General features: G+C 65.5%; 15 protein-coding genes. 10 read left to right on the top strand and 5 right to left on the bottom strand.

The window, feature by feature from the left end; genetic code table 11:
* Positions 1 to 9: 9 nt before the first annotated feature.
* Both Q0L25_RS16870 and Q0L25_RS16865 read left to right on the top strand, forming a co-directional pair.
* Positions 10 to 390, top strand: coding sequence for a hypothetical protein (locus Q0L25_RS16870; RefSeq protein WP_296616296.1), 381 nt, complete (start codon positions 10 to 12; stop codon positions 388 to 390).
* Positions 391 to 471: 81 nt separating this feature from the next.
* Positions 472 to 1,767: a homoserine dehydrogenase gene (locus Q0L25_RS16865; protein ID WP_296616293.1), complete on the top strand. Its 1,296-nt coding sequence runs from the start codon at positions 472 to 474 to the stop codon at positions 1,765 to 1,767.
* Positions 1,768 to 1,790: 23 nt separating this feature from the next.
* Here the strand turns inward: Q0L25_RS16865 and Q0L25_RS16860 are convergent, their stop codons facing one another.
* The 5 genes from Q0L25_RS16860 to Q0L25_RS16840 all read right to left on the bottom strand — a co-directional run bounded on the left by Q0L25_RS16860 (position 1,791) and on the right by Q0L25_RS16840 (position 4,543).
* Positions 1,791 to 2,243 (bottom strand): hypothetical protein, encoded by a 453-nt coding sequence (locus Q0L25_RS16860; RefSeq protein ID WP_296616291.1) that lies wholly within the window; start codon positions 2,241 to 2,243, stop codon positions 1,791 to 1,793.
* A gap of 40 nt (positions 2,244 to 2,283) precedes the next feature.
* Complete coding sequence (locus Q0L25_RS16855; RefSeq protein WP_296616289.1) at positions 2,284 to 2,580, bottom strand: hypothetical protein; 297 nt, start codon at positions 2,578 to 2,580, stop codon at positions 2,284 to 2,286.
* 114 nt (positions 2,581 to 2,694) lie between these two features.
* On the bottom strand, positions 2,695 to 3,039 hold the full coding sequence (locus Q0L25_RS16850) for a hypothetical protein (RefSeq protein ID WP_296616287.1): 345 nt from the start codon (positions 3,037 to 3,039) through the stop codon (positions 2,695 to 2,697).
* 62 nt (positions 3,040 to 3,101) lie between these two features.
* Entirely contained in the window at positions 3,102 to 3,533 is a 432-nt protein-coding gene (locus tag Q0L25_RS16845) for a CoA-binding protein (protein WP_296616285.1), read from the bottom strand.
* 50 nt (positions 3,534 to 3,583) lie between these two features.
* A complete protein-coding gene (locus tag Q0L25_RS16840; RefSeq protein WP_296616283.1) occupies positions 3,584 to 4,543 on the bottom strand; it encodes an Mrp/NBP35 family ATP-binding protein in 960 nt (319 codons plus the stop codon).
* 112 nt (positions 4,544 to 4,655) lie between these two features.
* Here Q0L25_RS16840 and hflK point away from each other — a divergent pair, with 112 nt between their 5' ends.
* The 8 genes from hflK to Q0L25_RS16800 all read left to right on the top strand — a co-directional run bounded on the left by hflK (position 4,656) and on the right by Q0L25_RS16800 (position 13,490).
* Complete coding sequence (hflK, locus tag Q0L25_RS16835) at positions 4,656 to 5,741, top strand: protease modulator HflK (RefSeq protein ID WP_296616281.1); 1,086 nt, start codon at positions 4,656 to 4,658, stop codon at positions 5,739 to 5,741.
* The gene (gene hflC / locus Q0L25_RS16830; RefSeq protein WP_296616279.1) at positions 5,741 to 6,616 is read left to right on the top strand and encodes a protease modulator HflC; all 876 of its coding nucleotides are present in this window, start codon (positions 5,741 to 5,743) and stop codon (positions 6,614 to 6,616) included. Before hflK ends, hflC begins: the two co-directional genes overlap by 1 nt.
* Before the next feature lie 137 nt (positions 6,617 to 6,753).
* The gene (locus tag Q0L25_RS16825) at positions 6,754 to 8,292 is read left to right on the top strand and encodes a Do family serine endopeptidase (protein WP_296616277.1); all 1,539 of its coding nucleotides are present in this window, start codon (positions 6,754 to 6,756) and stop codon (positions 8,290 to 8,292) included.
* 140 nt (positions 8,293 to 8,432) lie between these two features.
* Positions 8,433 to 9,080 carry an MOSC domain-containing protein gene (locus Q0L25_RS16820; RefSeq protein ID WP_296616276.1) on the top strand — a complete coding sequence of 216 codons (648 nt, stop codon included), beginning with the start codon at positions 8,433 to 8,435 and terminating at the stop codon, positions 9,078 to 9,080.
* 54 nt (positions 9,081 to 9,134) lie between these two features.
* The gene (locus Q0L25_RS16815) at positions 9,135 to 10,340 is read left to right on the top strand and encodes a M20 family metallopeptidase (protein WP_296616274.1); all 1,206 of its coding nucleotides are present in this window, start codon (positions 9,135 to 9,137) and stop codon (positions 10,338 to 10,340) included.
* Positions 10,337 to 10,669: a hypothetical protein gene (locus Q0L25_RS16810; RefSeq protein WP_296616273.1), complete on the top strand. Its 333-nt coding sequence runs from the start codon at positions 10,337 to 10,339 to the stop codon at positions 10,667 to 10,669. The genes Q0L25_RS16815 and Q0L25_RS16810 overlap by 4 nt, the downstream gene beginning before the upstream one ends.
* 3 nt (positions 10,670 to 10,672) lie before the next feature.
* A complete protein-coding gene (locus tag Q0L25_RS16805) occupies positions 10,673 to 11,323 on the top strand; it encodes a GNAT family N-acetyltransferase (protein ID WP_296616271.1) in 651 nt (216 codons plus the stop codon).
* A 226-nt stretch (positions 11,324 to 11,549) separates the two neighbouring features.
* Complete coding sequence (locus tag Q0L25_RS16800) at positions 11,550 to 13,490, top strand: OPT family oligopeptide transporter (RefSeq protein WP_296616270.1); 1,941 nt, start codon at positions 11,550 to 11,552, stop codon at positions 13,488 to 13,490.
* The last annotated feature ends 14 nt before the right edge of the window (positions 13,491 to 13,504 follow it).

Raw genomic sequence — 13,504 nt, 5'->3', positions numbered from 1 at the left:
GAGGGAAATATGCGCCGCGCTGTTCTCACGGGCTGCATCCTGACGAGCGGGCTGTTGCTCGCCTCAATCGCCGCGGCGCGCCCCGGGGCGGATTTGTTCGCGGGCGAGCGTGACGACGTCACGCGCGTCGAGCGAACGGCGCCGAACCCGTCCGGCCTGCTGCGCTTGTGGTCGACGGTGGGACGTTGCGTGGTGCAGCGTGATCGGAACACCGCGCTGACCTTCGTCCGCGCGCCGCTCGGTTCGGATTTGTCGCTTGCTGCCGCGCGACGGCTGGACCCTGTATTCGCCGGCTGCCTGGCCGGATCGCGCGTGCCCGGTCCGTCCAGCGTAGTGCTCCGCCGCGCCGCCTTGGCCAACGCGCTCGGCATCAGCGGAACGCGCATCTAGACCGTTCGCGACGTTTTCGAGCGTTCCGCTACATCGCGAACGCTTGCGGCAAACGATGAAGTTCCTCTACGCGGGGCAGCGATGACTTCCACTTCCCCGCTGCGCGTAGCGCTCGCCGGCCTTGGCACCGTTGGTGCCGGCGTGATCAAACTTCTCGACGTCAATGGCGAGCTCATCGCCCGACGCGCGGGCCGGCCGATCGAGATCGTCGCGGTGTCCGCCCGCGATCGCGCCAAGGACCGCGGCGTCGACATCGCCCGGTTCGATTGGGTCGACGATACCGCGGCGCTGGCGCATCGCGCCGACGCCGATGTCGTTGTCGAGCTGATCGGCGGATCCGACGGCCCTGCCCTGACGCTGGCGCGTGCCACGCTGGCCGGCGGCAAGGGGCTGGTCACCGCCAACAAGGCGATGATGGCGCATCACGGACTCGAGCTCGCCGAAGCGGCCGAAGCCGCCAACGCGGCGCTCAAGTTCGAAGCCGCGGTCGCCGGCGGCGTCCCCGTCATCAAGGGGCTGCGCGAAGGCGCCGCGGCCAATGAGATCGGCCGGGTCTATGGCATCCTCAACGGCACCTGCAATTTCATCCTGACCAAGATGGAAGCCGAAGGACGCGACTTCGCCGACGTCCTGGCCGAAGCGCAGGCATTGGGCTTTGCAGAGGCCGACCCCAGTTTCGACATCGACGGCGTCGATGCGTCCCACAAGCTGTCGATCCTCGCGAGCCTGGCCTTCGGCACGCGCCCCGCCTTCGACGATGTCGCGACCGGCGGGATCCGCCACGTCCTGGCCGCCGACATCGCCGAGGCTGCGACCCTGGGCTACCGCATCCGTCTGGTCGGCATTGCCGAAGCCGGTCCGAAAGGGCTGTTCCAGCGCGTCCATCCGCACCTCGTCCCGCTCAGCCACCCGCTCGCGCATGTTTCAGGCGCGCTCAACGCCGTCGTCGCGGAGGGGAATTTCGTCGGCCGGCTGCTGTTCCAGGGCGCCGGCGCGGGCGATGGCCCCACCGCGTCGGCAGTGGTCGCCGACCTGATCGACATTGCTCGCGACGAATTCGGACCGCCTTACGCGATGCCCGCCGCCCAACTGACCGTGCTGCCGCCGGCAGACAGCGGCGAGCGCCGGGGCCGCGCCTATCTGCGCTTCATGGTCGCCGATCGCGTCGGTGTGCTTGCGGAGATCGCCGCGGCCATGCGCGATGCCGGTGTCTCGATCGAAAGCCTGATGCAGCGCGGCGCCAGCGCGGACGGCAGCGTGCTGGTCGCGATCGTCACGCACGAAGGACCCGAACGCGCGGTGGCCCAGGCGCTCGAAAAGCTGCGCGGGTCGCAAAGCCTGGCCGGCGAGCCGCTTTGGATGCACATCCTCGGCTGATCCCGTTCCGGCAGCCGTCTCCCTCAGGGCAGCAACTTGCCCTCGGTCGATGGCGGCGTATCGTCGAGCGGAATCGCAACGCGGCCGGTCTTGTCGGGCTTCTTCGCGAACGCCTTCTTGGCAAGGTCGGCCGCGCCCTTGATCATCGGTACGAGCGGCGGGCCGAACCCGACGACGCAGCTTCGGCTGATCGGACAGGGGGTACTCTCCGCGGCGAGCGCACCTGCGCCGTTCCTATAGGGATTGGACGGCATCGGCCCGTCGGGCGGTATTTCCTCAGGATAAGGCAATGTTTGCGAGGGCAGCGGATTGCCGCACACGACAATGTCCTTGCCGTCGACGTGGCGAACGCAGGGTTCGTTGCTGACGGGAACCAGGATCGAGAATCGTTCGGGCGTATCGGCGGGTGCCTGGGATGGCGACGTCGCGGTCGTCACCGCAGCCTGCAATACCAAAGACAATAAAAATCCGGGCATGACGACCCTCCCGCGAGCGATATACCGCTCGAACCCGGCATCAATGCGGCATGAAACTGGCCCGCAAGGTATCCATCGGATCCTGATCGGATCGCAGCAAGGTACGACGCTTGCTGAGGCAGCGCATCGCGCCGATCACGTCGCATTTGCGGCCGTCATAGGCGAGCGCGCGATCCTTGAGCGATTGCGTATCCTCGCTCGACGCCGGCAGGCGATACCGCTCGGCACATATGCCCGAGCATCGCGACGGCGCCTGCGGCTTAAGCGTGAAATCGAGCTTCAACGGCGCGTTGTGCGCCGCGGCACCCAACATGACGAACAACAACGGCGTGAGCATCGGACCGACCCCTGTCTCGAGCACCTCAAACGCCAACACATGAGGCCACAAGACGTTCCGAAACGCCAGAGGGTGCGCGCAGACCGACCGGTTTCCCGTCGCAGTTCGACGCAATTACGGGGCGATCGGTCGCTCGCCCATCAGGGACACGCCGGATCGTGTGCTGACCGACACCCCGGCCGCGCCGCAACCGACAAGGAAGGTCGACTTTTCCTGGCAATTATTTGTCCTGGCCAGCATCCGCTCGCGCTCGGCCGGCACGCCTTCATGTCTTGGATCGTCGGGATCGATCACCGTCAACGGCGCGCGGTAGCGATCGGCCTCGCGCCGGCCGCAAACGACGATATCATCGGGCTGATTGTCATGGCAGTCGATCGTCGCGCGGGTCGCGGCGTGGTAGCGCTCCATTGCCGTATCGAGCTGCGGGGCCGTCTGCATCATCACCAGCCACCACAGCATGATCCGACTCCGCCGATGCCATTTACGGCTCCGTAATGACCGCCGATTGCGGCGGTTTCGCGTCAGGCGGTGATGCGCGGCACGCCAAGGCGCGGAATTTCGATCGCCGGACAGCGATCCATCACGACTTTCAGTCCGGCCGCTTCGGCTCGCGCGGCGGCGTCTTCGTTGACGACGCCGAGTTGCATCCACACCGCTTTCGCGCCCGAAGCGATAGCTTCATCAACCGCTTCTCCCGCCGCCTGCGGACGACGGAAGATGTCGACGATGTCGATCGGCACGCCGATCTGGGCCAGGTCGTGGAAGACATATTCGCCGTGAACATGCTCGCCGGTGATCTGCGGATTGACCGGAATCACCCGATAACCGTGCCGCTGCAACATTGCCATCACGCCATAGCTGGGGCGGTCAGGACGATCCGACGCGCCCACCATCGCGATGGTGCGGGCATTTGCCAAGAGGTCCCGTATGTCCTGGTCGGCGGTGAGTGGCATGGTTTTCAATCCCATCTTCCTCGCCCTTTAAGGGCGAAGAGCTTGTTTAATCACCGGCCGGAAAGCCAAGCGCCGACCTTCCCGGCTATCTCTCCGAACGCGACACCCTCGGCCCCGTTCCCGGCGGCCGGCGGATTGCCCGCATCCGACGCGGCGCGAATCGCCATTGCCAGCGGCACGCGGCCGAGGAACGGAACGCCCATCTCCCCGGCAGCAGCCTCCGCACCACCCTGCCCGAACGGATCGGACAATTCACCGCAATGCGGGCAGCGATAGCCGGCCATGTTTTCGATCACGCCGATCACCGGCACGCCGGCCTTGGCGAACAAATCGACGGCACGGCGGGCGTCGATCAGCGCCAGGTCCTGTGGGGTCGACACGATTACCGCGCCGGCAGGCTTGTACTTCTGGATCATCGTCAATTGCACGTCGCCGGTGCCCGGCGGCATATCGACCACCAGGGTATCGGCGGCCCCCCAATCGCCCTCGATCAACTGCCCCAGCGCACTCGCGGCCATGGGGCCGCGCCAGGCGATAGCCTGACCCGGCGCGACCAACTGGCCCATCGACAGGATCGGCACGCCGAACGCTGTCGGCACCGGGATCATCGTCTTGTCGCGCGCCTGGGGCTTGGTCCCCTCCACGCCCATCAGGGTCGGCTGCGAGGGCCCGTAGATATCGGCATCCACCAACCCGATCCTGCGTCCGGCCCTGGCCAAGGCGATCGCAAGATTGGCGGCGACGGTCGACTTCCCCACCCCGCCCTTGCCGCTGGCCACCGCGATCAGCTTGCGGCCGACGCGCTCGCTGGTCATCGCGATGCGCACCTCGCGAGCTTCCCTGCCGGCGAGTGCGGCTGCGCGCACCGCCGCCTCCAGCGCGTCACGCGCCTCCGGATCCAACCCCGTGACGTCAAGGATCACGCTCGCGCGATCGCTATCGAGTCTCACCGTCGCGCGGTCGCCCGCCACCTCTGCGACGCGTGCCGCCAGCCCCGTCTTTTCGTTCATGGACGCCAGATAGGGCCGCAACCGCCGCTTGCCACTGTTTTTCCGCGCAGCGGAACCTATAAAGACGGATATGACGATTGCCTTGCCGTGGCGGCGCCGCCTTTCCCAAACCATGTCCGACAAGCCGAAGAGCCCCTGGGGCGGCGGTGGCGGCGATTCCGATGGCGGAAGCGGCGACGGCAATGGCGGCAATGACGCCGGCCCGCGGAATCCCTGGGCCCAGGCGCCGGGATCGCGCCCGCGTGGCCCACGTCCTGGCGGCGGCATCGAAGACCTGCTGAAGCGTGCGCGTGGTGGCGGTGGCGGTTCCGGTGGCAACGGGAATTTCCGCTTCCCGGGCAGCGGCAATGGGCGATCCTTGTGGCTCGCCGGTGTCGGCCTGTTCCTGCTCGCCTGGATCGGCATGACCAGCATTCACGGAATCGGTCCCCAGGAACGCGGTGTGGTAACGTATTTCGGGCGCTATTCTGGCACGATCGGGCCGGGCTGGAACCTGACACTGCCGGCGCCGATCGCGTCGGTCCGGGTGATCAACGTCACCGGCATTCAGGGCTTTTCGTTTCCCGACACCGACGGCGGCGGCGGACAGAATCTCGTGCTGACGCGCGACGGCAATCTGGTCGACCTCAGCTATTCGGTGCAGTGGAACATCATCGACCCGCAGAAATACGTGTTCGAGCTCGACAAGCCCGACGAGGCGGTCAAAGCCATCGCGGAAACCGCGGTGCGTGCGGCGATCGCCAATGCGACACTCGACGAAGTGCTCGGCGCCGGCAAATTGTCGATCCAGACCCAGGTCGCCGATTCGATGCAGAAGATCCTGGACGATTATCAGTCCGGCATCCGCATCGTGAACGTCGCCCTGAACAACGCCGCCGCGCCGCAGCAGGTCAGCGACGCGTTCAAGAGCGTGACGGCCGCCCAAAACGAGCGCCAATCGAACGTCACGCAAGCGCGCGGCTATGCGCAACAGGTCGTGGCGATCGCCCAGGGCCAGGCGGCCGCGTTCAACAGCGTTTACGAGCAATACAAGCTCGCCCCTGAGGTCACGCGCCGCCGCATGTATTACGAGACGATGGAAGCGATCCTGTCCAAGAACGACAAGACGATCATCGAGCCGCGCAATATCGCGCCATTCCTCCCGGTGCCGGGGGGAGTCCGGAAACTGCCCGATGCCCCGCAAGGGGAGGCACGCTGATGACCTGGCTGCGCAACCCGATCACGCTCGGCGTCGTCGCCCTGCTCGCGGTGATCCTGCTCGCCAGCACGATCGCGATCGTTCCCGAAACCAAGCAGGTCGTCGTCGTCCGGCTCGAACAGCCGATCGGCACGGTCAATCGGTGGAAAGCCGGCGAGACGCTGGGACAGACTGGCGCGGGCCTGATCGCGCGGATTCCGCTGGTCGACCGACTGATCTGGATCGACAAGCGCGTGCTCGATCTCGATCTCGACAATCAACCGGTGCTGTCGACCGACCAACAGCGGCTCGAGGTCGACGCCTTTGCCCGCTTTCGCATCGTCGACCCCTTGCGTCTCGTCCAATCGATGGGCCTGACCTCGGGTGCGGAGGATCGCGTCCGCGCGCAGTTGACGCCGTTGTTCGCCTCGGCACTGCGCTCCGAACTCGGCAAGGTCGATTTCGATGCGCTGCTCAGTCCGGAACGCGGCCAGTTGATGGACAATATCCAGGTCGCGTTGCAACGCTACGCACGCAATTACGGCATCCAGATCATCGATGTGCGCATCAAGCACGCCGACTATCCGGAAGGATCGCCCCTGCAATCGGCGCTCGACCGGATGAAGAACACCCGCGAGCAGCAGGCGCAGACGATCCGCTCCGAAGGTCAGCGCGATGCGGCGATCATCCGCGCACAGGCCGACGCGCAGGCCGCGAAGATCTACGCCGAAGCGTTCAACAAGGACCCTGCCTTCTACAATTTCTATCGCGCGATGCAGTCCTATCGAGTCACGTTCGGCCCCGACTCCAACGGCAAGCTGCCGTCGGGATCGACCAACCTGATCCTGACGCCCGACAATTCGTATCTGAAGGAGTTCGAAGGCAACGGGAAATGACGCGCTGAACCGATAAGAGCGTGGCGGGTTTGACCAATCACGTTCCTTGCAGTTCGTTCATATTCAATCGCCGTTCAGGCTCCGGAGGGCAAGAACAGTCCAACTGGGGCATATCGAGACGAAGAGGATTTACCCAAGTGCGCTACGCCTACGCCATTACTACCGCCCTGCTGCTCGGGGGCGCCGCGACGACGATGCTGTCGCCTTCCTATGCGCAGAACGCGCAGAACGAGCCGGGCACTATTTCTGCTTCTGCGCCAAAGCCGGGCGCGCCGATGAGCTTCGCCGACATGGTCGCCAAGCTTCAGCCGGCCGTGGTCAATATCTCCACCAAGCAGAAGGTGCAGGTCTCGTCGGGCGGCAATCCGTTCGGTGATCTGTTCGGGGGATTGTTCGGCCAGCAGGGGCAGGATGACGGCCAGCCTATCACGCGCGAGGGCCAGAGCCTGGGTTCGGGGTTCATCATTTCGCCCGACGGCTATATCGTCACCAACGCGCACGTCATCACCGCCGCGGCCAAGGGCAAGATCGAATCGATCACCGTCACCTTGTTCAACCGCAAGGAATATGTGGCGAAAGTGATCGGCAGCGACACGGCTTCCGACCTCGCCGTGCTCAAGGTCGATGCGACCAACCTGCCCTATGTGAAGTTCGGCGATTCGACCAAGGCGCGGGTCGGCGACTGGGTGATCGCGATCGGCGAACCGTTCGGCCTCGGCGGCACCGTCACGGCGGGTATCGTCTCGGCGCTCAACCGTGTGACCGGCCAGGGCGGCGCTTATGACCGCTTCATCCAGACCGACGCGGCGATCAACAAGGGCAATTCGGGCGGACCAATGTTCGACCTCAATGGCAATGTGATCGGCATCAACTCGCAAATCTATTCGCCGTCGGAAGGATCCGTCGGCATCGGCTTCGCCATCCCGGCCGCCTCGGCCAAGCCGATCATCGAGACGATGATCAAGGGTGGTAAGGTACAGCGCGGCTATCTCGGCATCGGCCGCCAGCCGGTTGACGAGGATATCGCCGGCACGCTCGGCCTGCCCAAGGATCGCGGGGAAATCGTCAATCGCGTCGAGCCGGGCGGCCCGGGCGCGAAGGCCGGCCTGAAGCAAGGCGACGTCATCGTCTCCGTCAACGGCCAGGAAGTGAACCCCGAGCAGACCCTGCCCTATCTGGTCGCGAACGTTCCGCCGGGCGGCACCGCCAAGCTGGGCATCATCCGTGACGGCAAGCCGCTCACGGTGAACGCTGTCGTCGGCAACCGTCCGAGCGAAGAGGAACTGGCCAATTCGATCACCGGCGGCAATGATGGTGACGACGATGGCGACGGCGCGCCCGGCAACGGTGCGCCCGAACTCCATGCCGGCGTCAACCTGCTCGGCGTACAGGTCACCGCGCTCACCCCGCAGATCGCCAATACGCTCGGCGTCAATCCGAGCCAGGTGAGCGGCGTGGTCGTCACCGGGGTGGACATGTCGAGCGACGCGGCCGCCAAGGGCATGCAGCGTGGCGATATTATCTCGTCGGTCAATCGGGTGCCGGTACGCACGCCGGGCGAGTTCGACGCCCAGGTTCGCGCGGCGAAGGCAGCGGGCAAGACGACCTTGCTCCTGTACATGACCCGCGCGCGCCAGGGCAGCCAGTATGTCGCGATCAAGCTCAAGGGCAGCTGATCCCGACTTGGCAGTCCCGTAGGTCAACCGCTAGAGCTCCCTCGTCCCCAACCGGGACGAGGGAGCTCTCGTATGGCCCACGCGATAACGATCTTTCGTGCCATCCTGCGCGGCGTAACCGGCGGGGTGTTCGAGCGGCGATGAGCGCGCGTATTGCGTCGATCCGGATCGGTCGCATCGCGCCGCTTGGTCCGGAACGGGTGCCAAGCGGGTTTATCAAGAGCGCGGTGGATGAGCCGATCATGACCGGCGCACTCGGGCTGGACGGCGATAGCCAGGCCGATCTGTCGGTCCATGGCGGTCCGGAAAAGGCGGTCTATGCGTATGCTTCCGCGCGCTATCCCGATTGGGGCGCAGCTTTTCCCCATCTCGCGCCGCGCTTCGTTGCCGGGGCGATGGGTGAGAATCTAACCGTCGATGGAATGATCGAGGACGATCTCTGTGTCGGCGACGTACATGCGATCGGCGGGGCGCTGCTGCAGGTCTGCCAGCCGCGCCAGCCCTGTTTCAAGCTCGCCCTGGCGCTCGGCGAGCCACGGCTTGGCAAGCACATGGTGCGAACCGGCCATTCGGGCTGGTATTATCGCGTCCTGCGCGAGGGCTCGATCGCGCCGGGCGATAGAGTGGTGCTCGCCGAACGTCCCAATCCGGATTTCCCATTTCCCCGGCTGGTGACGATCGTCAATCGCGGCGGCGCGACGCTATCCGAATTGCGCGATCTCGCGGCGATGCCGGGACTCGCGAGCAATATCGGCCGCCATGCACGCGCGGCGCTCGATGTGGCATGATGCCGTCGGCAATGATTTGGTCTAGCGTGCGATCGAGACTCGAGGACGATAGCAATGAATGACTTCTCCACCGACTGGATTGCCGCCGGCGAGGCCGAACTCGCCGACGTGGTGGCGCTGCGACGTGCCATCCATGCCGATCCCGAAATCGGCAACCAATGCCCGCGCACCACGGCGAAGCTGCGCGCCGCGCTCGACGGCCTGCCGCTCGAAATCCACGAATCCACGTCGACCAGCGGCTTCATCGCCATCCTGCGCGGCGGCGGCGATAACGGCCGCACGGTGTTGCTGCGTGGCGACATGGACGCGCTGCCGATGCCCGAGGAGACCGGCCTCGACTTCGCGAGCCAAGTGCCCAATGCGATGCACGCCTGTGGCCATGACAGCCATTGCTCGATGCTGGTCGGCGCGGCACGTGCCCTTGCCGCGCGCAAGGATAGCCTGCCAGGCACCGTCGTCTTCATGTTCCAGCCGGGCGAGGAAGGCCATCATGGCGCGCGCTTCATGATCGAGGATGGGCTGCTCGACGTGCAACGCCCCGACAGCGCGTTCGCGCTGCACATCTATCCCAATGCCCGAGCCGGCGCGATCCAGACGCGGCCTGGCGCGCTGCTCGCCTCGACCGACGCGCTCAATTTCACCATCCGTGGCGCGGGCGGCCATGCCGCGATGCCGCACGATGCGATGGACCCGATCCCGGTCGCCGCCGAGATCGTCACCGCGCTGTCGGTGTTCATCGCGCGGCAGATCCCGGCCACCGACCCCGCGGTGCTGTCGATCACCAAGATCGACGGCGGCAGCGCATACAACATCATCCCCGACGAAGTGCAGATGCTGGGGACCCTGCGCACGTTGAGCGCCAAGACCCGGCAAAAGGCCCGTGAAGGGCTGAAGCGCATTGCCGAGAATATCGCCGCCGCCCATGGCTGCACCGCCGAGGTGCGGATCGACGACGGTTATCCGGTGACGATGTGCGATCCGCGCGCGGTCTCGCTCCTCAAGCAGATTTCGGAAGACCTCGAACCGGGCCAGTGGCAGCCGATGCCGGCGCCGATCATGGGCGGCGAGGATTTCAGCTATGTTCTTCGCGAAGTGCCCGGCGCGATGGCGTTCATCGGCGTCGCGCCCGAGGGCTCCGACCCGGCGCACAACCCGCCGCTCCACAACACCAAGATGACGATCGAGGAATCGGTCATGGCCAAGGGCATCGCGATGCACTGCGCCTATGCCGAGCGCTTCCTCGAGAACGGGTTCGATTGACCGCGCCGCGCGAATTGAGTGCGGCCGAGTTCGCCGCCTGCTTCGACGAGCCGATGCTCGACGTCACCGATGACGAGGATGCCGATCTCGACATCGACATCTGGCCCTATGTCGATGCGCTCGCCCCCCAGGCCTTCGGCGTCGAACGGTTCGACGATGTCGACCGCGTCTATCAGGACGCGCGCGGCCGCTACGATCAGATCATCATCGAGACCGACCGGCCCGACATCTTTCTGGTCGTGGTGGTCGATATCGCTGGCAAGTCGATCCATGGCCATCGTCTGCTCGACCTCAACGTCGAATATGGTCTGATCCCCAAACCCGACTGAGCGATGCTTGTCGCCAATCCGGACCTAATCGCCCGCTGGGCGGATGCCTGGGCGATCTCGCGCGGCGCGGCGATGCCGGTCTCGCGCGACGGCGGCCTATACATTCATGTCGATCAACCCGATCAGGTCGGCCGTTACCTGTTCGCGCGGCTCGAAGCCGATTCGATCGGCCCGCTTGCCGCGAGCATCGACCGGCCGTTGCTCTACCTAAAGGTCTGCGCGCCGGCCGAAATGGTCGCCCCGTTGCTGCCGCCAGGCTGGGAGATCGCCACGCCCGGCTTCATGATGACAGCGCCCTTGTCGGTCATGCTCGACCGGCCTCCAGCCATTCCTACGGAATTCGAGATACGCATCACGTATGACGAGTCTATCACATTCGCGCATATCGTATACGTCTACGGCGAGGAAGCGGCGCGTGGCCGCATCGTGACGGTTGATGGTCTGATCGTGTTCGACCGCATCCGCACCGCGGAACACTATCAGCGTCGCGGATTGGGAAGCGCGGTCATGCGCGCACTAGCGGCGGAAGCGCGGCAATCGGGTATCGAAGACGCGATGCTTTGCGCGACGCCGGCTGGTCGCGAACTCTACACATCTCTCGGATGGTCGCTGCATAGCGACTACACCACGGCTTCGCTGGCAGCGCCGGTTTAAGCAGCAAGTCGCTTTCGCGTTCCGGCGAGGCCGGGACCCGGGTTCGGCGAAGTCGCCAGGTTCATGGCAGAGCACGGGCGAACGCAGAATCTTCTGTCCTAAACCCGCAATAATGTGCCACGTTCGGCCAGACACCGGGGCGATCTCCGTTCAGCGCGGCGACACGCAGTCCGCCGCACAACGGTCCTGCCGCGCCGGCACTTGAACACTAAACCGGGTTTTGCGCATGACCACCGCCACCACCCGCCCGATCGCCGAACTGACCATTCGCGGCGTGATCCTGGGCTGCATCATCACGATCCTGTTCACCGCGGCCAATGTCTATCTGGGGTTGAAGGTCGGACTAACCTTCGCGACGTCGATCCCGGCGGCGGTGATCTCGATGGCGATCCTGCGGATGCTGCCCGGATCCAATATCGTCGAGAACAATATCGTCCAGACCATCGCCTCGGCCGCTGGGACGTTGTCGGCGATCATCTTCGTGCTGCCCGGTTTGATCCTGGTCGGCTGGTGGCAAGGCTTTCCCTATTGGACGACGGTCGCCGTATGCGCGACCGGCGGCATCATGGGGGTGATGTTCTCGGTGCCGTTGCGGCGCGCGCTGGTGACGGGATCCGACCTGCCCTATCCGGAGGGCGTCGCCGCGGCCGAAGTGCTCAAGGTCGGCACCAGCACCGATGGCGGCGAGGAAAACGCCAAGGGCCTGCGCATCATCGTGATCAGCTCGCTGGTCTCCGCGATCTTCCAGTTGCTCGCGACGCTCAAGGTCGTTGCCGCGGAGGCCGCCAAGAATTTTCGCATCGGCCCGAGCGTCAGCGGCGTCTCGACCAGCTTCTCGATGGCGCTGATCGGGGTCGGCCATCTGGTCGGCCTGTCGGTCGGCGCGGCGATGTTCTTCGGCATGCTGATCGCCTGGGTCGGACTGGTCCCTTGGCTGAGTGCGCATGTTCCCGGCGCGACCGACGCGATCGTCACCGACATCTTCCGCAACAAGGTCCGCTTCGTCGGCGCCGGCACGATCGGCGTCGCCGCGATCTGGACCCTGTTCAAGATCCTGGGCCCGATCATCGGCGGCATCCGGTCGGCGATGGCGGCGGCGCAGGCGCGCGGCCAGGGCGAAGTGCTCGAACTGACCGAGCGCGACCTGCCGATTTCGATCGTCGGCGGCACGATCCTGCTGATGCTGCCGCTGATCGCCTTCCTGTTATGGACGTTCTCGGCCGGTGGACCGGTCGCCGAGCATGTCCTTCCCGTGATCGGCGGTACCGTCATCTACATCGCCTTGGTCGCCGTCGTGATCGCGTCGGTGTGCGGCTATATGGCCGGGCTGATCGGCGCGTCGAACAGCCCGGTGTCGGGCGTCGGCATCCTCGCCGCGGTCGGAGCATCGTTGCTCCTGCTAGGCTTTTTCGGGCATCAGACCGATCCGCACCGCGCCAGCGCGCTGATCGCTTACGCGCTGTTCACCACGGGCATCGTCTTTTCGGTGGCGACGATCTCCAATGACAACCTTCAGGACCTGAAGACCGGGCAATTGGTCGGCGCGACTCCGTGGAAGCAACAGGTCGCCTTGGTGTTCGGGGTAATCTTCGGGTCGTTGGTCATCCCGGTCGTGCTCGATCTGCTCAAGAACACATTCGGCTTCGTCGGCATGCCCGGCGCCGGCCCCAACGCGCTGCAGGCCCCCCAGGCCTCGTTGATCGCGGCCCTGGCTCAAGGCATCCTCGGCTCGGGCATCGACTGGTGGCTGATCGGCACGGGCGCGCTCATCGGGGTGATCGTGATCGCCATCGACGAGACGCTCGGCAAGATGGGCAAGATGCGCTTGCCTCCGCTCGGTGTTGGCATGGGCATCTATCTGCCGATGGCGCTGACCTTGCTGATCCCGGTCGGCGCGCTGATCGGTCATTTTTACGACCGCTGGGCGCGGCGGACCGCCAATCCGGAATTCGCCGAGCGGATGGGAACACTGGCGGCGACCGGGCTGATCGTCGGCGAGAGCCTGTGGGGAGTCGGCTTCGCCTTCTTCGTCGCGGTGCGCGGCGGCGAGATTCCGGCGGGAATCATGGGCGCGAGCTATGCGCAATGGGCGGAGCTCGCCGCGTTGCTGGTGTTCTTCGGATCGATCGCCTGGCTGTACAGCCGCACGAAACAGATGGTGCGCTGATCGGCGGGCCATTC

The sequence above is a fragment of the Sphingomonas sp. genome, assembly GCF_024508665.1.
In the GTDB taxonomy this organism is placed as follows: domain Bacteria; phylum Pseudomonadota; class Alphaproteobacteria; order Sphingomonadales; family Sphingomonadaceae; genus Sphingomonas.
This window is presented reverse-complemented; position numbering and strand designations above follow the sequence as displayed.

What these genes read in the sequence shown, in the direction of transcription:
- Q0L25_RS16870 (WP_296616296.1), top strand. Translation starts at nt 10, where the DNA reads ATGCGCCGCGCTGTTCTCACGGGCTGCATCCTGACGAGCGGGCTGTTG.
- Q0L25_RS16865 (WP_296616293.1), top strand. Translation starts at nt 472, where the DNA reads ATGACTTCCACTTCCCCGCTGCGCGTAGCGCTCGCCGGCCTTGGCACC.
- Q0L25_RS16860 (WP_296616291.1), bottom strand. Translation starts at nt 2,243, where the DNA reads ATGCCCGGATTTTTATTGTCTTTGGTATTGCAGGCTGCGGTGACGACC.
- Q0L25_RS16855 (WP_296616289.1), bottom strand. Translation starts at nt 2,580, where the DNA reads ATGCTCACGCCGTTGTTGTTCGTCATGTTGGGTGCCGCGGCGCACAAC.
- Q0L25_RS16850 (WP_296616287.1), bottom strand. Translation starts at nt 3,039, where the DNA reads ATGCTGTGGTGGCTGGTGATGATGCAGACGGCCCCGCAGCTCGATACG.
- Q0L25_RS16845 (WP_296616285.1), bottom strand. Translation starts at nt 3,533, where the DNA reads ATGCCACTCACCGCCGACCAGGACATACGGGACCTCTTGGCAAATGCC.
- Q0L25_RS16840 (WP_296616283.1), bottom strand. Translation starts at nt 4,543, where the DNA reads ATGAACGAAAAGACGGGGCTGGCGGCACGCGTCGCAGAGGTGGCGGGC.
- hflK (WP_296616281.1), top strand. Translation starts at nt 4,656, where the DNA reads ATGTCCGACAAGCCGAAGAGCCCCTGGGGCGGCGGTGGCGGCGATTCC.
- hflC (WP_296616279.1), top strand. Translation starts at nt 5,741, where the DNA reads ATGACCTGGCTGCGCAACCCGATCACGCTCGGCGTCGTCGCCCTGCTC.
- Q0L25_RS16820 (WP_296616276.1), top strand. Translation starts at nt 8,433, where the DNA reads ATGAGCGCGCGTATTGCGTCGATCCGGATCGGTCGCATCGCGCCGCTT.
- Q0L25_RS16815 (WP_296616274.1), top strand. Translation starts at nt 9,135, where the DNA reads ATGAATGACTTCTCCACCGACTGGATTGCCGCCGGCGAGGCCGAACTC.
- Q0L25_RS16805 (WP_296616271.1), top strand. Translation starts at nt 10,673, where the DNA reads ATGCTTGTCGCCAATCCGGACCTAATCGCCCGCTGGGCGGATGCCTGG.
- Q0L25_RS16800 (WP_296616270.1), top strand. Translation starts at nt 11,550, where the DNA reads ATGACCACCGCCACCACCCGCCCGATCGCCGAACTGACCATTCGCGGC.